The following is a 19,144-nucleotide window of genomic DNA, read 5'->3' on the forward strand; positions in this document are numbered from 1 at the left end:
CGGTGGGTCTCAGGGCAACACCGCCAGTCCGAGCGTCACTTCGGCGACGAGCGCAGCGCCGACCGTGGCTCCCGCAATGCCGCCGCCGACTTTCAACAGGCGGTCGAGACCCGTTCCGAGTGTCTTCCCCCAGACTGTCGCGATAGCGGTCATCGTCAGCGTCGTGCACGCGCCGAACGCGAGCAGGAAGGTAAGCGCCAAATCGACCGACTGGGTGGTGGTGGCCATCCCGACGACCAGCGCCCCACTGCCGGCCAGCCCGTGGAGGGCGCCGACGAAAACGGAGTCGCCGTCGAGGTGGCTGTGCCCAATCCCCAGCGAGACGTCACCGACGCGCAGGTGGTCGTGACTCGGCTGGCCGTGGCTGTGGGTCTCGCGTCCAAGGTATCCGGCGGCGTCGGCTGCGAGTCGAATCCCGTAGGCGACCAGCGCGACGCCGACGACCACTTCGAAGGCGGCGGTCACCGATGCGGGGAGGGTGACCCCGAGTGTGACAAAGAGCAGCCCGACGACGAGAATCGGTGCCGTGTGACCGAGCCCCCACGAGGCACCGACCAGCGAGGACCGGTTCCCGTCGACGAGCGTCGCCATCGCGGCCAGGTGGTCGGCCTCCAGCGCGTGCGTGACGCCGATGGCCCCACCGACGGTCGCGGCGCCGATGAGTGACATACCGTGGCCGACCGTCGGTGTCGAAATAATTCCGTCGAAAGGGGACTGCAGTATCCGGATGCTTATCAGTGAACGTGGCCAAGAACTCGCATGGAAATCGTACCGGACACGAGCGTGGTCATCGACGGCCGCGTGTCCGAGCAGATCGAGGCCGACGCCGACCCCGATTCAGAGGCGGTCGGCACCGGCTTTGCCGGTGGGACTATCGTCGTACCGGAGGCAGTCGTCGGCGAACTCGAAGCACAGGCAAACGACGGCCGCCAGACCGGCTGGGAAGGACTCGAAGAGCTCCAGCGACTGGTTGCCCTCGACGAGGACGGCACTGTCGACGTCGAGTACGTCGGCCGCCGTCCCGAGGCCATCGAGAAGCGCGACGCCGGCGAGGGCGAAATCGACGCGCTCATCCGCGACATCGCACAGGACCGCGGCGCGACACTGTTGACCAGTGACGACGTGCAGGCGGAGGTCGCCCGCGCGAAAGGCATCCGCGTCATCGAAGTCGAACCGACTAGCCGCGACGTCGACCGCCTCGCCATCGAGGAGTTCTTCGACGAGGAGACGATGAGCGTCCACCTCAAGACCGGCATGGCCCCGATGGCAAAGCGCGGTGCCATCGGCCAGATGCACTACCAGACCATCGCCGAGGACCCCCTCTCGGAGTCGGAGATGCGCGAGTACATCGCCGACATCGAGGAAGCCGCCGAGTCCAGTCCCGACGGATTCGTCGAACTCTCGGAACCAGGGATGACGATTATCCAGTTTCGCACAGACCGAATCGCCATCGCCAGCCCGCCGTTCTCGGACGGGCTGGAGATTACGGCCGTTCGACCCATCGTCAAGACGGACCTGGATGACTACGAGCACGCCGACGAACTCCGCGACCGACTGCTCGAACGCCAGCGCGGCGTCCTCATCTCCGGGTCGCCCGGCGCAGGCAAATCGACGTTCGCACAGGCGGTCGCCGAGTTCCTCGCCGATTCGGACTACGCGGTCAAGACAATGGAGAAACCGCGGGACCTCCAGGTCGGGGACGAGATAACTCAGTACACCGAACTCGGCGGCGAAATGTCCAAGACCGCCGACTCGCTATTGATGGTCCGGCCCGACTACACCATCTACGACGAGGTCCGGAAAACGGACGACTTCGAGGTCTTCGCGGACATGCGGCTGGCGGGTGTCGGGATGGTCGGGGTCGTCCACGCGACGCGTGGCATCGACGCGCTCCAGCGGCTCATCGGCCGCGTCGAACTCGGTCTGATTCCGCAGGTCGTCGACACCGTCGTCTACATCGAGGACGGGCAAGTCGAGACGGTCTACGACGTCCACACCGAGGTCAAGGTCCCGGAGGGGCTGATGGAGGAAGACCTCGCCCGGCCGGTCATCATGATTACCGACTTCGAGACCGACCAGCCGGCCTACGAGATCTACACCTTCAACCGGCAGGTCGTCACCGTCCCCATCGGCGAAGAGGAGGGCGGTCCCGGTGCCGAAAGCGGCGTCGACCGCATCGCCAAACAGGAAATCGAGCGAGAGATTCGCGCTATCGCGCAGGGTCACGTCGAAGTCGAACTCCGAGACCCCGAGACCGCTATCGTCTGGGTCGAGGAACGGGACATCTCCGGGGTCATCGGCAAGGGCGGCGGCCGAATCTCCGATGTGGAGGACCGTCTGGGCATCAACATCGACGTCCGCACGTTCGCCGAAAAGCCCGGCGGGAAGAGTCAGGGCGGCGGGAACGACAGCGGTGGCGGCCCGAGTGGCGGCATGGCCGGCAAGACGGTCGTCCCCGAGATTACGAGCCGTCACGTCATCGTGCCCATGGAGGGCCACGCCGGCGACACCGTCGAGGTACAGGCCGACGGCGAGTACCTCTTTACTGCGACCGTCTCACGGGGCGGCGAGATTCAGGTCTCCCGCGGGAGCGCCATCGCTGAAGAACTGGAGTCGGCTATCGACCACGGGCGGACGATTACGGTCGTTCCGTCGTAGCGTCGTCTTCGGTCGAGTAAAACAGTCAGTCGGAGACGGCGGGTTCGGCTTCGACGGCTTCGTCGACGATTTCGTAGAGGTTCTGGCGCGCGTCGGCGAAGTACACGTCCTCTTCGATAACTCCGATTTCGTCAAGGCGTTCGAGGGCATAGCGGACCGTCCGGGCCGAGAGCATCGACTCCTCGACGATGCCTTTCTGGGTGAGTGGCCCGTTGTATTCGAGAACCTTGTAGACGAGCTTCGCGCTCGGCGGAAGGTCGGCAATTTCCTCCCCGTCGGAATCTGTCATCGGTACATCGTGGGGTCGCCGGCTGTATAAAGATTGAGGGATTGGACCGGACGACGCTCAACTGCCCTCTTTTTCTCCGGTGTCGGTCGTGTCCGTCTCGCCGTCGCTGGCGTCCAGTATCGCCGCTCGCGGGAGCACGACAAAGCCTACCACCACGAACACGACGCCCGTTCCGGCGGTCCAGGGCACGACCCCAAACCGGTCGTGGAACGGACTCGTCAGGCCGACGACAGCCGCGCCGACGACGAGATACAGGCCGAGCAAGAGCAGCCCGGTCCCCGCGGCCCCGCTCCGTGAGTCGACGCTCGAGTCGGGGTCTCCCAGCGTGTCCGTCGCCGCCCACCAGACCAGCACGCCCACGCTGGCCGCGTTGCCGAGCAGACTCCGGAGGATGTCGTGGCCGGTCAGCAGGTCGGCGACGAAGGCCGCGAGGGTGCCAAGGAAGCCGACCAGGCCGAGCAAGAACAGGAACGGGGCGGTACTCGTGGTCTCGTCGGCCGGGGTCGCAGTCTCGTCACCCATTGCTGTCTCCGATTGGCGGCCGAGATATAAATCGCTCGTCGGTCCCGAACGAACTCCTTTTTACGCCGCGTCGTCCAGAGATGCACATGGCTACTGAAACGGGCAACGGACTCAGTGCGCACCTCCGAGGGGTGACCGTTACGACGCTTGCGACGGTCCTCGGAATGCTCGCCGGTGTGGGTTCGACCCTCGTCGCCACCGGGCCGGAGGATTCCGTGGGCGTGTTGCTCTTCGGTGGGGCTGTCCTCGTTCAGCTCCCGCTGTTGCGCGTGCTGGGTGTCGACGTTTCCGATTTCTCTACGAAAGACTACCTCTATATCGGGTTTATGACGTTCGTGCTCTGGTTTATCACCTGGGGAATCATGCTGACAACCGGCGCACTTCAATAACATGGCAGACGATAGTATCGCAGTCGTCGACCTGGACCGCTGTCAACCGGACCGGTGTAGCTACGAGTGTGTGAACTTCTGCCCGCCAAACCGAACCGGGAAGGAGTGTATCATCACCCGCGACGAGCGCTTCGAGGAGGGCGAACCCTTCCAGGGGACCGACGACCAGGTGTGGATTTCCGAGGAAATCTGTCTCGGTGAAACCTGTGGCATCTGCGTCGAGAAGTGCCCCTTCGACGCCATCGAGATTATCAACCTCCCGCAGGAACTCGACGACGACCCCGTCCACCGCTACGGCGAGAACTCCTTTGCACTCTACGGCCTGCCCGCACCGCAGGAGGGCCGAGTCACCGGTATTTTGGGGCCGAACGGTATCGGGAAGACCACCGCCGTCCGCATCCTCGCGGACGAACTCGCGCCCAACCTCGGCCAGATCGGCACCGAACCCGACTGGGACGAGATTCTCGACACCTATCGCGGCACCGAACTGCAGGAGTACCTCGAATCGATGCGCGACGGCGACGTCACCGTCGCCCGAAAGCCCCAGTACGTCGACCAGATTCCCGACCAGTTCGACGGACCGACGAGCCAACTGCTCGAACAGACCGACGAACGTGGGGTCCTCGACGACCTCGTGGAGCGACTCGGCATCGCCCCGGTCGTCGACCAGCACATCGACACCCTCTCGGGCGGCGAACTCCAGCGGGTCGCACTCGCCGCGACGCTCGCTCGCGACGCCGACTTCTACTTCTTAGACGAGATTACGCCGTACCTGGACATCGGCCAGCGGATGACCGCCGCGCGCCTGGTTCGGGAACTCGCCGACGACGGCGACCGCTCGATGCTCGTCGTCGAGCACGACCTCGCAATCCTGGACCTCCTTGCTGACGCTATCCACGTCGCCTACGGTCAGCCCGGTGCCTTCGGTGTCATCACCGACCCGAAATCGGTCAAAGGCGGCATCAACGAGTATCTCTCGGGGTATCTCGACAACGAGAACATGCGCATCCGGGAGACGAACATCGAGTTCGAGGAACACGCGCCGCGCACCATCTCGACGGGCGACGTGGTCATCGAGTATCCCGAACTCACGAAAAGCTACGGCGAGGGCGAGTTCTCGCTGGAAGTCGAGGCCGGCACCATCCGCGAGAGCGAAGTGCTGGGCGTCGTCGGCCCGAACGGTATCGGGAAGTCGACGTTCGCGAAACTGCTCGCCGGCAAACTCGAGTCCGATACGGGCAGCCTGGATTCGGGCCTCGACATCGCGTACAAACCCCAGTACATCGACATCGACCAGCCGATGCGGGTCGACGCGTTCCTCGCGTCGATTACCGACGACTTCGGCTCGTCGTACTGGACGACAGAAATCGCTCAGCCGCTCCAGCTCGATGCGGTCATGGAGCAGAACCTCACCGACCTCTCGGGCGGGGAGCGCCAGCGGGTCGCCATCGCGGCCTGTCTCTCCGAGGACGCCGACCTCTACTTGCTGGACGAACCCTCTGCCCACCTCGACGTGGAACAGCGGGTGCTCGCGACGAGCGCCATCCGGCGCTACGCGGAGAACCACGACGCGACGGCCCTGGTCATCGACCACGACATCTACATGATTGACCTGCTGGCCGACCGCCTGCTGGTCTTCGACGGCGAACCGGCCGAACACGGTCACGCCGCGCCGCCACAGGGCATGCGCGATGGGATGAACGAGTTCCTCTCGAATCTCGACATCACCTTCCGCCGGGACGAGCGTACCTCCCGACCGCGTATCAACAAGCCCGACAGTCAACTCGACCGCGAGCAAAAGAACAAGGGCGAGTACTACTACGCGCCCTAAGAGTCTCAGGCTGTATCGCTCGTCGTCTCGGGATTTTCGGCTGGCGATTCTGCCTTGATGACCGCCGCGAGGTCTTCGAGTATTGGATTGTCCAGCGTGTCGGCCAGGTGAACGATGATGTCGTCGAGTGTGATGATACCCAGTAACTCCCCGTCGTCGATGACCGGGACGCGCCGGACCCGTTCCTCGCGCATCTGTGCGGCGAGCCCGTCGAGTTCCGTGTCCGGTTCGACCGAGAAGACGTCCATCGACAGCACTTCGTTGACTGCCGTGTCTTCGAACGTGTCGACGAACTGCTGGCCGTAGACCACGAGGTCACGGTCGGTGACGATGCCGAGTGGCTCGTCGTGTGCATCGAGGACGACGGCGCTGCCGACGCCGTCTGTTCGCAACACTTCGGCGACGTCGAGGAGACTGTCGTCGAGATACACTGTGACGACATCCGTCTGAACGAGGTCACGTATCGTCATAGTAGTATGTTGTCGCTGGCACAATATAAAGGTGCGATACGTCGGGACACGTATCCTTGCCGTCTTTCGATTCTTGCCGTGAGTGTCGCTGGCTCGGTTCGCGCGAACGGGACCCGGCTCCGTTCGCCCGGCTACGGTGTCCTGGCGTCCGGAGCGACCACTCTTATTAGGCAGTCGCTTCAGGTATAGACAATGGACGAGGACCCCGAAACGGTCGCCGAAGAAAGTGGCGAGTGGGAACACCCGTCGCCGACCCCCGAGGTGTCGGACCCCGAAGACATCGAAAAGCTCGACCGGCCCGCAGTCACGTCGACGGACATCGACACGGAACCGACCGACGCGATGCCGACGCCGCCGCGGCTTCCCGACGCACTCTTTGCGGGTGAACTGACCGGCGAGGAGGATGTCCACTGGTACGTCCGCGAGGACGTGCGCGTGCTGGTGATGGCAAACGAAGACCTCGACTACGAGCACTACCGTGAGGTGACGACGACGCCGCTGGTCGAGTCCGACGACGGGGGGTTCGAGTGGGAGATTCCCGCCCGACTCGTGCGTGGTCACCCCGACGCCATCGACGTGCCCGAGGAAGCGCTCATCCAGCCCGGCCGGTCGATTCACTTCCGTGCCTCGGAGGCGATGCTCGACGGGCCGATTCGGACCTGTTATGCGATGACGACCGACCGACTCGAACAGCTGACCGGGTAGTCTGTCCCAAGCCTTCTTGTCTCGTGCCGTCGAGTATCGACCGATGCGTTCTACGCCGTGGCAGCGCAGACTCTACTCGCTCGGCCTCGCTCACCACGACCAGCTCAACCGAGCGTTCGGTGGGGGCCTCCCGAAGGGGAGTATCGTCCTCGTGGAGGGGACATACGGCGCCGGCAAGAGCACGCTTGCCGGGCGATTTGCCTACGGGCTGACCGAACAGTCCCACGAGGTGACCTACCTCTCGACCGAGCGGCCGGTCGGGCCCTTTCTCGACCAGATGCGGTCGCTGTCCTACGACGTGACTTCCGCGCTGTTGGACCGGCAACTGCTCTATCTGTTCGGTGACCTCTCGGGATTCGACAGCGATGGGGACCCGCCGCAACTCCTCTCGCGGCTGACGTCCTCGCGGGGGATGTGGGAGACGGACGTGGCGATTCTCGACACCTTCGGCGACATCCTCCGGTACGACCCGACCTTCGACGTGCTGGCCGGGCAGACCGACCGGCGGCGAGCGGCCCAGCGCGTCATCTCGTTTTTCCGCCGCATCGCACGCGGCGACAGGACCGTCGTGCTCACCGTCGACCCGAGCGGCCTCGCCGACGCGACGCTGGAACCGTTCCGTGCCATCGCTGACGTACTCTTGCAGGTGACCGCCACGTCAGGTGGGCGCTCCGTGCGCCGAAGTATCGACGTCAAACGGTTCGTGGGGATGGGTCAACAGGTCGACGACAGCATCGGCTTTTCTATCAGGCCGGGCATCGGTATCGTCGTCGAGAACAGGCGGGTTGTATAGGGACAGCGGGGACGGGCGCGCGGTGGCCGGGTGATTACCCTCCGCTGACTTCGCCGGGGTCGCCAGTGTCGGCTTCCATCCCCTCGATTGCCTCGTCCAGTCCGTCCGCGACGGCTTCGTCGATGCGGCTCTCCCCGCGCAGTTCGCGGTTGTCGCCTTCGTTGTCCTGTGGCTCGGTGACTTCTTCGTCGCCGGTCACGGCGACGAACACGTCTGCAAGTTCTTCGGTTCGGGGTGATTGACTCTGACTCATACGCAACTATGGGTATGCACTCATGGAGTATAATCTGAATACCAAACGAGTTTGGGTGTGGGGAAACCGCCGTACGGGAAGCAAATCGACCGTCAGAACGTCGGAATACGGGGTCAGAGGACGTTTCGCTGACAGGTGCCACAGAGCGTCTCCTCTTTGACGTCGACTTCGCGGACTGTCGGCGAGAAGTTCATCACACAGCGTTTGTTGTCGCAGTGTTCCAGCCCGAGCGTGTGGCCGATCTCGTGGACGACCTCCTTGCGGACGCGGTCCGAGAAGATGTCCTCGGGGGAGCGATTCGAGAACCCGCCGTCGGAGGAGGTGTGCAGGCGATACGTGGAGATGACCGACCCACTCCCGCCGAGATAAGCCAGGCCGAAGACGTAGTTGCGCCGGTGGTAAAACAGGTCCTTCGGGGTGATGGCGATGTTTTTCTCGCCACTCCCGACGCGTTTGGCGAGGTCGATAAACTCCTCTGCGCGGTACTGTTCGCGGCTGGTGTCGTACGACCCGGAGGGTATCGACTGGGGGTCGTGGACGGTCACGTCACAGTCATAGACCGTCCGGAGGCCGCTGGAGGCTTGCCGTTTGACGGCGGCAGTGACCTCGCCGACCGGCACGATGTCGACGTGCATGCCAACGCCTATGAGGAGCAGTCACATAAAAATCTCGCGTGCGAGACGCTACTGTCGATGCGATTGGCAGCCGACTGGCCGACTTCGACACTGTCGTCGAGGTCGGTGTCGGGCACCGAACAGCCGTCGCCGGCGCGCTCGCCGACGCGGGCGTGGCCGTCACAGTGACAGACATCTCCGAGCGGTCGGTTCCCGACGGCGTCACATTTGTCCGCGACGACGTGACCGACCCCGACCGGTCGGTCTACGCCGACGCCGACGCCGTCTACGCGCTCAACTGCCCGCCGGACCTCCAGCGGCCGATTGCCGACCTCGCTCGCGCAGTCGACGCCGCGTTCCTGTTTACGACGCTCGGTGCCGACCCGCCGACGATTCCCGTCCGCAGGGAGACACTTCCCGGCGAGACGCTGTTTGTCTTCCAGAGCCGCCGCACCGAGACATCGTAGCCGCGTCCGACCGGAATCGACTCTCGCAAGCTAGTTGAACGTCGACGCTCTTGCCATCACCAATGAACGTCGATGCTGTGGTACTGGACGTCGACGGCGTCCTCGTCGATGTCGCCGACTCCTATCGCCGTGCAATCGTCGAGTCCATCGAGCGGGTCTACGGCGAGACCATCGCTCGCGGGGACATCCAGCAGTTCAAAGACGCCGGCGGGTTCAACAACGACTGGGAACTCACCGACGCCGCCGCACTCTACGTCCTCGCTCGCCGTGAGGGGATGGAGCGCTCGCTGTCGCAGTTTACCGACGCTATCCAGCGCGTGGGCGGGGGCCTCGATGGCGCTCGGACGGTCGTCAGCGAGGAACTGACCCCTGCCGACCGCGAGCGCGTCCTCGCCGAGTGGGACACCGACCGTCTCCGCGACGTGTTCCAGCAACTCTACCTCGGCAGTGACCTCTACCGGGACATCGAGGGCGGGGACCCCGCTCTCGATACGCCGGGGTTCATCCACGACGAACCGGTCATCGTCGACGCTACGACTATCGAGACACTGCACGACCGGTTCCACGTCGGCGTGCTCACCGGCCGCCCCGCGGCCGAGGCCGACATCGCACTCGACCGCGCCGGACTCTCGGTGCCCGACGACCACCGCTTTACCATGGACGACTGGGAGGCCGGCAAACCAGACCCGGCCGCGCTGGTGACGCTGGCAGAACGCTTCGACGCCGCCGGCGAGGGGTCTGTCGACAGCGTCGCGTTCGTCGGTGACACCCTCGACGACGTGCGGACGGCAGTCAACGCCGCCGACGTCGACGAGCGGACCTACTACGGTGTCGGCGTTCTCACCGGCGGACTCACCGGCGAGCGCGGCAAACGGAAGTACGAGCAGACCGGTGCGGCGGCCGTCGTCGACTCCGTCAACGACCTGCCTGACCTGCTGAGTTGACTGAACTCACAACGCTTATTCGCCGTTCGGCCAACCTACGTGTATGCAGATTGCACTCCTCGGCGGTACTGGAGACATCGGACAGGGTCTCGCGCTCCGGTGGGCGCGCGACACGAACCACGACGTTCTCATCGGCTCTCGTGAGGCCGAGAAAGCCGCGGCGAAAGCCGACGAGTACGAGTCGGAACTGGCCGAGCGCGGCCACGACGTCGACATCGCTGGCCTGGAAAACGCCGCCGCCGCGGCGGAGGCGGACGTCGCCGTCCTCTCGGTCCCCGCCTACTACCTCTCGGACACCATCGACGCCGTCACTGACGAACTCGACGAGACGGTTCTGGTCTCCCCTGCGGTCGGGATGCAGCGCGACGAGGCCGGCGTCCACTACAACCCGCCTGGCGTCGGCAGCGTCACCGCACTCGCCGCGAAGGCCGCACCCGACGACGTTCCCGTGGTCGGGGCCTTCCACAACCTCGCGGCGGGCAAACTCGCCGACCTCGATGCCGACCTCGACTGGGACGTTCCCATCGTCTCCGACGACGCCGACGCCAAGGAGACCGTCACCGCCCTCGCGGAGGGAATCGAGGGCATCCGTGCCCTCGACGCCGGCGCTCTCGCTAACGCGAGCGAAGTCGAATCGATGACACCGTTGCTCATCAACCTCGCTGCGAACAACGAGGACCTGCACGACCTGGGCGTCAAGTTCTGGTAAACCACCTTTTTCAGCGTCGGGTCGCGCGCGCCGCCGCTCTTCCGAACGTGGGCGAAAAACACCGTGGGAGCTTGCTCCCACGAGCCCACGCTCGCGTTACTCGCGTGGAGGCTGCTCGCGCTCGGTAGAGCGCTCGCAGGTGCCAGCTTTGTGCCAACCGCACAGCACCGCAATCGCACTGCGGCGACTGCAGCGCTGCCTTTCCCCGTTATCGTTCGGCCGCGGCAGGCCGCCGAGGCATGCGTTCCCGGCCACAGACTGGTCGATAAAGACGATGCTTCACTCTCAGCCAAACCTGTGATACACTGCTGGATGGGACACGAGAACGGGTAGAAGCAGGGCTGTCGTGTAGTGCGGTAGCCATGCGGTGAACGCTAAGCTAGCACCTGCGAGCGGCCTACCGGCCGCGAGCAGCCTTTTTCACTATGTTTTTTCGGCAAGCGGTGGGCCGCGAGCCGAAGGCTCGCGTGCGACACCCGCCGCCGAAAAAAGTAGTTAGGCGTCAGCCTGCTGGAACGCGGCCTCGATGTCTTCGGCCTGTGTGACGCCGACAAAGCGCTCGACGATGCCGTCGTCGTTTTCGATGATGAGCGTGGGCAGCGAGCGAACCTGGTACTCGTTGGCAACGTCCTGTTCCTCGTCGACGTTGACCTTCTCGAATTCGACGTCCTCGTACTCCTCCGCGAGTTCGTCCAGGATTGGGTCCTGTGTTTTGCACGGGCCACACCAGTCTGCGTAGAAGTCCTTGAGCGTGACTGTCATGGGTTCTCGCACAACTACTCCGGCGGTGAAGATAAGGGTTTTCCACTTCGCGAGCAGCGCGCACTCGGTCGAAAGGCTTAGGCAGGACCGTTTCCCAGATACGCGTATGAGCAGTAGTGACGGCGGCGGACTGATGTCCAGTGCCGGACTGGTCCGGTACTTCGACGCCGAGGACAGCAACGCGATTCGCATCGACCCAAAGACCATCGTCGCCTTCGGTGCCCTCTTCGGTGCGTTTATCCTCGTTTTGAACGCCTTCATCTGAGGACGCGGTTCGTTTTGCAGCAGTTTGTTCCAAACCCCGGGGAGCTTTGAGCGTCGGGACCCCAGCGCCACCAATGACTGTCCGCATCCGCGGTATCTACACGACGGCGCTGACCCAGTTGCTCGACGACGTGGTACAGGCGTCCCCGCCGATTCGGGAGCGGTTCGACGCGGAGTTGCCGGTCGAACCGGCTGCGACGACGGTAACGACCACCGACGACCGGCAGGGCGTGGGTGTCGTCGGCGACTCCGCGCACGTCGAGTCGGTCGTCGAGCGACTCCGTGGGGTCGGCGTGGATACGCTCGCGTGGGCAGCGGACCTGCCTCGCGGGGCCGTCTACGCCGGGGAGGTCACCGAGACACTGGGGAGCGGCGCCGTCGTCGCCGTCGGTGACGGCGAGGGATTCCTACCGTACTCCAGGAGCACACGGCGAATCGAAGCCGGCGACCAGCTCCGGGTGCAGGTCAACGACCCGAGGCCGCCCTGGAGTGACGGTCGGCCGGTGCTCGATACCACGATTCGGGTCCAGGCCGGCCTGGCGTCGCTCGTCCGCGGGAAGTCGGCCAGTGCTACCGGTCCCGAACTGGCCGACCTCGTGCCGACCGACCCGCCGGAGGGGTGGGGCATCGACTGGGGGCGGGCCAGCGACGACGCCAGCCTCGACGCGTTAGACGAGACTCTCGCGACGCTCGCCGACCGCGCGCGAGCGCTCGACGACGCCTTCGCCGACGCGCCGGACCCGACCGACGCCACTCCCCACTGCTACTGGGACGGCGAGTCGACGTGGTGGGTGTGGTTCGGCCGGGACTCGCGCTTTGCATTAGACGAGATTCGCCGCGAGGTGACCGCGACGATGGCCGGCCACCACCGCACGAAGGCGGCCGACCGCGAGGCGAGTGCGGCCGTCGACTTCGTGGAAGCGGTGTGTGCCGATTCGGCGAGTGGCGACGGAGGCCAGGACTTTCCCTTCGGCGCCGTCACACGGCAGTTCGGGCCGGTGGAGGGTGACCGGCTCGGTATCGCCCACGGGAAACCCGACGGCCGGTGTTACACGCTCGGGACCGGCGAGGTCACCAGCCACGGGACCGATGGGTCGCTGACACTGCGCCGCGAGATGACGCCCGGTGGCACCTACGACGCGCTCGGCGTCGACCGGCAGGCCGGCGACGTGGCGATTACGAAATTCGAGGAGGGTCGGTGGTGGTATCCGACGGTCTACCGCGGCGAGGACGGGACCGAACGCGGGACGTACGTCAACATCTGTACGCCCGTCGAGATATTCCCCGACGCCGTCCGGTATGTCGACCTCCACGTCGACGTGGTGAAACACGCCGACGGCACCGTCGAGCGCGTCGACGACGACGAACTCGACACAGCCGAAGCCGACGGGCTGATTCCGACGCCGCTGGCGGAGAAAGCCAGGAGCGTCGCCAGTGCCGTCGAGAACGCTCTCTAGGTGCGACAACACTTTTCTGCATCTGTGTGCTAGCAGTTACCATGTCTGGGGGAGAACACAGCGACCGAGCGGACCTGAGCGCCGGGGAGCGAGAGGCGCTTCACAGCGTCGAACTCGGCCTCGAGTGGTTGCACCGTGCCCACGGCGATCTCGTCGAATTTCACCACAAGACGGGGCACGCGATGGACCACCTCGCCGAGGCCGAAGAGAAACTGCGCGCGTGTGGCCACGCCGACGTGGCCGACGCCCTGCGCGACCAGTACCTGCCGAGGGGAGTCATCGACGAGGACCGGTGGTCGTACGACGTGCTCGAGAGCTACCAGGACGGGTTCCTCTCGGAGCTGATGGCCTTCGAACAGCGCGTGCGCGGTGAGATTGCCGACGGCCGGCGCCACGTCACCGAACGCCAGCAGGAACGCGAGTGGAAACGGCGGGCACGCGACGGGGAATAGCGCGCCCGTGGCTTCAAGCCCCGGCGGGCCGTAGCCGCCGCTGTGATTACCCCCGACCTCTCCGGCCGTGTCGCAGTCGTGACCGGGAGCGCGAACGGCATCGGTCGCGAACTCCTGCTGGCGCTGGCCGCAGACGGCGCAGACGTTGCGGTCCACTACCGGACCAGCGGCGATGCCGCCCAGGAGGTGGCCGCCCGCGCTCGCGAGTCGGGTGTCCGGGCGACGACCGTTCAGGCCGACGTGACCGACCCCGACGACGTCGATGGGCTCTTCGACGCAATCGAGGCCGACCTCGGGACCGTCGATATACTCGTGAACAACGTCGGCGCATTCGCGCCCCGCCACTGGGCGGACATCGAGTACGACACCTGGAAGCGGGTCATGGAGACGAATCTCGACGCGACCTACCTCTGTTCGAAGCGCGTCCTTCCTGCGATGCGCGCCCAGTCTTACGGCCGCATCGTCAACGTCGGCTACGCCTCTAGCGAGAAGGGACTGGTCAGCGCGAAGAACTTCCCTTACTTCGCGGCGAAGGCGGGTGTCCTGATGTTCACGCGGATGCTCGCTGCGGATACGCAGGACACGGACATCACCGTCAACGCCGTCTCGCCGTACGTCGTCGAGAACTCTGACGAGTTCCCGGACGAACTCCCGCGCGGGCGCCCGGCGTCGTTCGAGGATATGCAACAGGCCGTCCGGTTTTTCCTCGACTCGGGGAGCGACTACGTGAGCGGGCAAAACGTCGAGGTGAGCGGGGGCTGGTTGCCCGAACGGGTCTGAGTAGCGGTCCCGCCCGCTCCGTTGCGCCGTCGCCGGAAAGTCGTCGGCCTCGCCGTCGCCGGAACAATCGTCGGCCTCGACGTAGCCCGCCTCACGGTCAAATCGTATATACTGCGTCTCTTTTGACTCGGCCGGCAACTACATTATCCCTTAGAAAAAATTAATAATGAAATGTCACGTCCCCAGTCACGTCTTTCGACGGGCATTGATGCTATTGACAGGCACATGTCCGGTGGCATCGAACCGGGCAGTGTCGTTGCACTCATTGCCGGACCGACGATGCAAAGCGAGGCAATTCTTCACCAACTCGTCGAGATGCACCAGACGCTGTACTTGACGACACTTCGGCAAGCCAGTGCCGTCGAGAACGACCTCGAACGGCTGTCGACCGACGACGTGTTCGTCGAGTATGCGGGCGCAGACCGGACGATGAACAACGAGTTTCTGCGACAGATAACTGGGTCTCGGAGCTACAAACCGTCGTTTACGAACGATACCTCGCTTCTCGATACTGTCTACGAGATTCTGCAAGACCTCGACCAGAAAGCAAACGTCGTCCTCGACCCGGTCAACCCGATGGAGGAGTCGGAGAACAAGGACGCTTACAGAGAGGTGCTGAACGAACTCAAATCCACGATGCTCGACACGGGTGGGGTCGGTATCTTGCACTGTATCACACTCGATGAGCTACCGCCGTTTCGGGACGTGACACTCGCACTCGCGGATGTCGTGTGGGAACTGGACCTCGTCTCCCTGGCGAGTTCGATGGAGTATCAGCTGTCGATTCCGAAAAACCGCGGTGGGAAGCCGGTGCTCGACGACATTTCTATCGTCCTCGAGAAGGACGTCTGGGTCGACGAGAGCAGAAACATCTAGCCCCGGTCGCGGACCGAACCGATAGCGTTTCACTACTCCGGACCCTGGCATTGCCACAGATGAGTCGCGACTACATCGAGGTACGCGGGGCCGAGGAACACAACCTCAAAGACGTCGACGTCACCGTCCCCCGCGAGGAGTTGACGGTCGTGACGGGCCTTTCGGGGTCGGGCAAGTCGTCGCTCGCCTTCGAGACGATTTACGCCGAGGGACAGCGCCGCTACATCGAGTCGCTGTCCGCCTACGCCCGGAACTTCCTCGGGCAGATGGACAAGCCACAGGTCGAGAACGTCGAGGGGCTCTCGCCCGCTATCTCTATCGACCAGAAAAACGCCGCGAACAACCCGCGGTCGACGGTCGGGACCGTCACCGAACTCCACGACTATCTCCGTCTCCTCTACGCTCGCGTCGGCACGCCACACTGTCCCGAGTGTGGCCGCGAAGTCGGCGAGCAGTCCGCCCAGCAGATGGTCCGCCGCCTGCTTGACGCGCCGGACGGAACCCGCGCGAAGATCTGTGCGCCGGTCGTCCGCGACCAGAAGGGCGCCTTCGAGGACCGCTTCGACGAACTCGTCAGCGAGGGGTACACCCGCGTCGAGGTCGACGGCGAGAGCTACGATTTGACTGTCGACCGACCCGACTTAGACGAGAACTACGACCACACCATCGACGTGGTGGTCGACCGCGTCAAACTCAGCGACGACGCCCGCTCTCGGCTCACCGACTCCGTCGAAACAGCACTGGAGGAGGCAGACGGCGTGTTGAAAGTCGTCTTCCCGGACCCGCCAGCGGACCTCGAGGTCGGCGGGGCGACGGCCCGGTCGACGGGTGACCTGGCCGACGACGAACGCGACCAGCGGCTGGTCGTCGAGTTCTCCGAAGACCTCGCCTGTAACCACTGCGGCATCGACATCTCGGAAATCGAGACGCGTTCGTTTTCCTTCAACAGTCCCCACGGTGCCTGCCCGGAGTGTGAGGGTATCGGCTCGACGAAGGAAGTCGACGAGGACCTCGTCATCGAGGACCCCTCGAAGCCGCTCAAGCACGTCTTCGAGCCGTGGAGCTACAACCGCACCTACTACTCGCGACAGCTGGACAACGTCGCCGACCACTTCGGCGTCTCGCTCGACACGCCATTCGAGGAGCTAGACGACGATATCCAGCGGCAGTTCCTCTATGGCACCGACCAGGTCGTCCACTTCGAGTGGACGACCAAGAACGGCACCCGCGAGAAGACAGAGCGCTTCGAGGGTGTCATCAACAACCTGGAGCGTCGCCACGTCGAGACCGACAGCGACCGCGCGCGCGACCACATCGAGGAGTTCATGGCTGTCACCACCTGTCCGGCGTGTGAGGGCACCCGCCTGAAGGCCGAGTCCCGGCACGTCCTCGTCGACGGCACGTCCATCACCGAGGTCAACCAGATGTCCATCGGCGACGCGCTGGCTCACTTCGAGGGGATGGAAGAACACCTCGATGCCCGCCAGACGAAGATTGCCGAGGAGATTCTCAAGGAGATTCGCGCCCGTCTTGGCTTCATGTGTGAGGTCGGCCTCGAATACCTGACGCTGGACCGCGAAGCCTCCACGCTGTCGGGTGGTGAGAGCCAGCGGATTCGGCTGGCTACCCAGATTGGCTCCGGACTGGTGGGTGTCCTCTACGTGCTGGACGAACCCTCCATTGGCCTCCACCAGCGGGACAACGACCGCCTGCTGAACACCCTGGAAGAACTCCGGGACATCGGCAACACGCTCATCGTGGTCGAACACGACACCGAGACGATGCGCCGGGCGGACAACATCATCGACATGGGTCCCGGTCCCGGCAAGCGCGGCGGCGAAGTCGTCGTCAACGGTGACATGGACGACGTTATCGAGAGCGAGGAGAGTGTCACCGGGGAGTACCTCTCCGGCGAGAAGGCGATTCCGGTACCCGAAACTCGGCGAGAGCGCGACGGCGGGATAACGATTCGCGGCGCCCGCCAGCACAATCTCGCCGACCTCGACGTGGAGATTCCGGTGGGCAACTTCACCGCCATCACCGGCGTCTCCGGTTCGGGCAAGTCCACGCTGATGCACGACGTCCTCTACAAGGGACTCGCCCGGGAGATGAACGACAACACCAGCGTCGACCCCGGCGAGCACGACGCAATCGAGGGCCTTTCGAACATCGAGACGGTGCGGCTCATCGACCAGTCGCCCATCGGTCGGACCCCGCGCTCGAACCCCGCCACCTACACCAACGTCTTCGACTACGTCCGCGAACTGTTCGCTCAGACCGACCTCGCGAACCAGCGGGGCTACGAGAAGGGGCGGTTCTCTTTTAACGTCAAGGGCGGACGCTGCGAGGAGTGTGGCGGACAGGGAACCGTCAAAATCGAGATGAACTTCCTCTCGGACGTGTACGTCCCCTGCGAGGAGTGCGACGGGGACCGCTACAACGACGAGACCCTCGATGTGACCTACAAGGGCAAGACAATCGCGGACGTGCTCCAGATGAGCGTCGACGAGGCCCACGACTTCTTCGAGAGTCACAGCCAGCTCCGCCGTCGGCTGAAGCTCCTGAAAGACGTGGGGCTGGGCTACATGCGACTCGGACAGCCTTCGACGACCCTCTCCGGTGGGGAGGCCCAGCGCGTGAAACTCGCCGAGGAACTGGGCAAGAAAGACAGCGGCGAGACGCTGTATCTGCTCGACGAGCCGACCACGGGACTGCACCCCGAAGACGAGCGGAAACTCATCGACGTGCTCCACCGGCTGACCGACGAAGGGAACACGGTCGTCGTCATCGAGCACGAACTCGACCTCGTCAAAAACGCCGACCACATCGTCGACCTGGGGCCGGAAGGTGGCGAAAACGGCGGAGAGGTCGTCGTCGCCGGCACGCCGGAAGACGTGGCCCGCGACGAGGACTCCTACACCGGCCAGTATCTCCGTGACCTGCTTCCTGACGTCGACCTGGAGGGGCCGCGCGCGGACCGCGACCTCGCTGCCGGCGAACAGGCAACCGGTGCCGGCGACGACTAGTCGTCGACTGCCTCGTCGATCAGCCGCTCGGCACGCCGGAGCAGCGATGCGCTGAGGCGTGCGCCGACCTCGTCCATCGCCAGGAGGCTGTCTTTTGCATCGGCCGGAGCAAGCGCGTCTCGTTCGACGGCGCGAATCAGGACGCCAATCGAACCGGAGACCGGAATCGAGAGCGCCTTGCAGGTCTGTCGAAGCGGCTTGTCGTCGCTGACGACGACGGCTGTCTGTGCTGTGTTCTCTCGGGTCCTGAGTGCCTGTGTCAGCAGTGCGAGGTCACCAGTCGGCGCTCCGTCGTCGACGATACCCAACTGTGTTCGTGCTGTTTCCGCTGTTTCCCCACGCTCGCTCGGGTCGCCGAGTACGGAGGCGCATGTGAGCCAGTCATCGAGTGCGGCCTCGAGCGTCGATTTGGCTGGCTCGCTGTCGACTTCGTCGAGGACTATCTCTGGTACTGTGACCTGGCCGTCGAGTTCGGCGAGCAATCCGAACGAATCGACGCGGGCGAGCGTGATTGCGACGCTGGCATCGACCAGCAGTAGCCGTTCGCCGCTCATCGCAGCGCGTCCACGTCTCCCGCCAGGTCGGCCTCGTCGTAGTTCGACAAGATTCCGCGGTCGTTGGCTTCAGCCATCATCTCTGCGATGGAGAGGTCGGCGATGTCGGCGGCGCCGCGCATACCTACCTCGCCGTCCTGGTAGCGCTGGAGTGCGATACGAATCAACTCCTCTCGCGCACCGCGGCGGAGCGCCTCGCGAATCGCGTCGCTTCGATTTCCCCCCTGCAACGCGGCCAGTTTGTCGACGAGGTCCAGTTCCTCGTCGCTCATTCGCGTCGTGACGTTCTCCATGTGCAATGCAACGCATTGCGACGTATTAACTGTCAC

23 protein-coding genes are annotated in these 19,144 nt (G+C 64.5%); 14 read left to right on the forward strand and 9 right to left on the reverse strand.

Annotation, left to right across the window (positions count from 1 at the left end):
- Positions 1 to 9: 9 nt before the first annotated feature.
- The gene (locus QYL91_RS05070) at positions 10 to 669 is read right to left on the reverse strand and encodes a hypothetical protein (RefSeq protein WP_302082294.1); all 660 of its coding nucleotides are present in this window, start codon (positions 667 to 669) and stop codon (positions 10 to 12) included.
- Between the two features lie 90 nt (positions 670 to 759).
- On the opposite strand from QYL91_RS05070, the gene QYL91_RS05075 reads away from it, so the two are divergent.
- Positions 760 to 2,658, forward strand: a complete 1,899-nt coding sequence (locus QYL91_RS05075; protein WP_302082295.1) for a PINc/VapC family ATPase — start codon at positions 760 to 762, stop codon at positions 2,656 to 2,658.
- A gap of 25 nt (positions 2,659 to 2,683) precedes the next feature.
- Here the strand turns inward: QYL91_RS05075 and QYL91_RS05080 are convergent, their stop codons facing one another.
- Both QYL91_RS05080 and QYL91_RS05085 read right to left on the reverse strand, forming a co-directional pair.
- Positions 2,684 to 2,947, reverse strand: coding sequence for a winged helix-turn-helix domain-containing protein (locus QYL91_RS05080; RefSeq protein WP_302082296.1), 264 nt, complete (start codon positions 2,945 to 2,947; stop codon positions 2,684 to 2,686).
- Positions 2,948 to 3,004: 57 nt separating this feature from the next.
- Positions 3,005 to 3,469, reverse strand: coding sequence for a hypothetical protein (locus QYL91_RS05085; RefSeq protein WP_302082297.1), 465 nt, complete (start codon positions 3,467 to 3,469; stop codon positions 3,005 to 3,007).
- An 86-nt stretch (positions 3,470 to 3,555) separates the two neighbouring features.
- On the opposite strand from QYL91_RS05085, the gene QYL91_RS05090 reads away from it, so the two are divergent.
- Complete coding sequence (locus tag QYL91_RS05090; protein ID WP_302082298.1) at positions 3,556 to 3,858, forward strand: EMC6-like membrane protein; 303 nt, start codon at positions 3,556 to 3,558, stop codon at positions 3,856 to 3,858.
- Position 3,859: 1 nt separating this feature from the next.
- The gene (locus QYL91_RS05095; protein WP_302082299.1) at positions 3,860 to 5,689 is read left to right on the forward strand and encodes a ribosome biogenesis/translation initiation ATPase RLI; all 1,830 of its coding nucleotides are present in this window, start codon (positions 3,860 to 3,862) and stop codon (positions 5,687 to 5,689) included.
- Between the two features lie 5 nt (positions 5,690 to 5,694).
- Here QYL91_RS05095 and QYL91_RS05100 read toward each other — a convergent pair whose 3' ends face one another.
- Positions 5,695 to 6,159 (reverse strand): CBS domain-containing protein, encoded by a 465-nt coding sequence (locus QYL91_RS05100; RefSeq protein WP_302082300.1) that lies wholly within the window; start codon positions 6,157 to 6,159, stop codon positions 5,695 to 5,697.
- Positions 6,160 to 6,351: 192 nt separating this feature from the next.
- Between QYL91_RS05100 and QYL91_RS05105 the strand changes: the two genes are divergently transcribed.
- Together QYL91_RS05105 and arlH are read left to right on the forward strand one after the other, a co-directional pair.
- The gene (locus tag QYL91_RS05105) at positions 6,352 to 6,864 is read left to right on the forward strand and encodes a hypothetical protein (protein WP_302082301.1); all 513 of its coding nucleotides are present in this window, start codon (positions 6,352 to 6,354) and stop codon (positions 6,862 to 6,864) included.
- A gap of 43 nt (positions 6,865 to 6,907) precedes the next feature.
- Positions 6,908 to 7,657 (forward strand): archaellum protein ArlH, encoded by a 750-nt coding sequence (gene arlH, locus QYL91_RS05110; RefSeq protein ID WP_302082302.1) that lies wholly within the window; start codon positions 6,908 to 6,910, stop codon positions 7,655 to 7,657.
- A 34-nt stretch (positions 7,658 to 7,691) separates the two neighbouring features.
- On the opposite strand, the gene QYL91_RS05115 is transcribed toward arlH, so the two are convergent.
- Positions 7,692 to 7,910, reverse strand: a complete 219-nt coding sequence (locus tag QYL91_RS05115) for a hypothetical protein (protein ID WP_302082303.1) — start codon at positions 7,908 to 7,910, stop codon at positions 7,692 to 7,694.
- A gap of 113 nt (positions 7,911 to 8,023) precedes the next feature.
- Entirely contained in the window at positions 8,024 to 8,545 is a 522-nt protein-coding gene (locus tag QYL91_RS05120) for an archaemetzincin family Zn-dependent metalloprotease (RefSeq protein WP_302082304.1), read from the reverse strand.
- A gap of 38 nt (positions 8,546 to 8,583) precedes the next feature.
- On the opposite strand from QYL91_RS05120, the gene QYL91_RS05125 reads away from it, so the two are divergent.
- The 3 genes from QYL91_RS05125 (at position 8,584) to npdG (ending at position 10,644) form a co-directional block, all read left to right on the forward strand.
- Positions 8,584 to 8,991, forward strand: coding sequence for a UPF0146 family protein (locus QYL91_RS05125; RefSeq protein WP_302082305.1), 408 nt, complete (start codon positions 8,584 to 8,586; stop codon positions 8,989 to 8,991).
- Between the two features lie 62 nt (positions 8,992 to 9,053).
- Complete coding sequence (locus tag QYL91_RS05130; protein ID WP_302082306.1) at positions 9,054 to 9,935, forward strand: TIGR01548 family HAD-type hydrolase; 882 nt, start codon at positions 9,054 to 9,056, stop codon at positions 9,933 to 9,935.
- A gap of 43 nt (positions 9,936 to 9,978) precedes the next feature.
- Complete coding sequence (npdG, locus tag QYL91_RS05135) at positions 9,979 to 10,644, forward strand: NADPH-dependent F420 reductase (protein ID WP_302082307.1); 666 nt, start codon at positions 9,979 to 9,981, stop codon at positions 10,642 to 10,644.
- Between the two features lie 495 nt (positions 10,645 to 11,139).
- Here npdG and trxA read toward each other — a convergent pair whose 3' ends face one another.
- Complete coding sequence (trxA, locus tag QYL91_RS05140; protein ID WP_302082308.1) at positions 11,140 to 11,406, reverse strand: thioredoxin; 267 nt, start codon at positions 11,404 to 11,406, stop codon at positions 11,140 to 11,142.
- A gap of 106 nt (positions 11,407 to 11,512) precedes the next feature.
- Here trxA and QYL91_RS05145 point away from each other — a divergent pair, with 106 nt between their 5' ends.
- The 6 genes from QYL91_RS05145 to uvrA all read left to right on the forward strand — a co-directional run bounded on the left by QYL91_RS05145 (position 11,513) and on the right by uvrA (position 18,261).
- Positions 11,513 to 11,671 carry a preprotein translocase subunit Sec61beta gene (locus QYL91_RS05145; RefSeq protein WP_302082309.1) on the forward strand — a complete coding sequence of 53 codons (159 nt, stop codon included), beginning with the start codon at positions 11,513 to 11,515 and terminating at the stop codon, positions 11,669 to 11,671.
- Positions 11,672 to 11,744: 73 nt separating this feature from the next.
- Positions 11,745 to 13,127, forward strand: coding sequence for a ribonuclease FAU-1 family protein (locus QYL91_RS05150; RefSeq protein ID WP_302082310.1), 1,383 nt, complete (start codon positions 11,745 to 11,747; stop codon positions 13,125 to 13,127).
- Between the two features lie 41 nt (positions 13,128 to 13,168).
- A complete protein-coding gene (locus QYL91_RS05155; RefSeq protein ID WP_302082311.1) occupies positions 13,169 to 13,579 on the forward strand; it encodes a hypothetical protein in 411 nt (136 codons plus the stop codon).
- A 42-nt stretch (positions 13,580 to 13,621) separates the two neighbouring features.
- Positions 13,622 to 14,359, forward strand: a complete 738-nt coding sequence (locus tag QYL91_RS05160) for an SDR family NAD(P)-dependent oxidoreductase (RefSeq protein ID WP_302082312.1) — start codon at positions 13,622 to 13,624, stop codon at positions 14,357 to 14,359.
- Positions 14,360 to 14,530: 171 nt separating this feature from the next.
- Positions 14,531 to 15,235: an RAD55 family ATPase gene (locus QYL91_RS05165; RefSeq protein ID WP_302082313.1), complete on the forward strand. Its 705-nt coding sequence runs from the start codon at positions 14,531 to 14,533 to the stop codon at positions 15,233 to 15,235.
- A gap of 59 nt (positions 15,236 to 15,294) precedes the next feature.
- Entirely contained in the window at positions 15,295 to 18,261 is a 2,967-nt protein-coding gene (gene uvrA / locus QYL91_RS05170) for an excinuclease ABC subunit UvrA (RefSeq protein WP_302082314.1), read from the forward strand.
- On the opposite strand, the gene QYL91_RS05175 is transcribed toward uvrA, so the two are convergent.
- Both QYL91_RS05175 and QYL91_RS05180 read right to left on the reverse strand, forming a co-directional pair.
- Positions 18,258 to 18,815 carry a PIN domain-containing protein gene (locus QYL91_RS05175; protein WP_302082315.1) on the reverse strand — a complete coding sequence of 186 codons (558 nt, stop codon included), beginning with the start codon at positions 18,813 to 18,815 and terminating at the stop codon, positions 18,258 to 18,260. The genes uvrA and QYL91_RS05175 overlap by 4 nt on opposite strands.
- Entirely contained in the window at positions 18,812 to 19,108 is a 297-nt protein-coding gene (locus QYL91_RS05180) for a UPF0175 family protein (RefSeq protein ID WP_302082316.1), read from the reverse strand. The genes QYL91_RS05175 and QYL91_RS05180 overlap by 4 nt, the downstream gene beginning before the upstream one ends.
- Between the last annotated feature and the right edge of the window lie 36 nt (positions 19,109 to 19,144).

The sequence above is a fragment of the Salinibaculum rarum genome (assembly GCF_030505615.1).
GTDB lineage: Archaea > Halobacteriota > Halobacteria > Halobacteriales > Haloarculaceae > Salinibaculum > Salinibaculum rarum.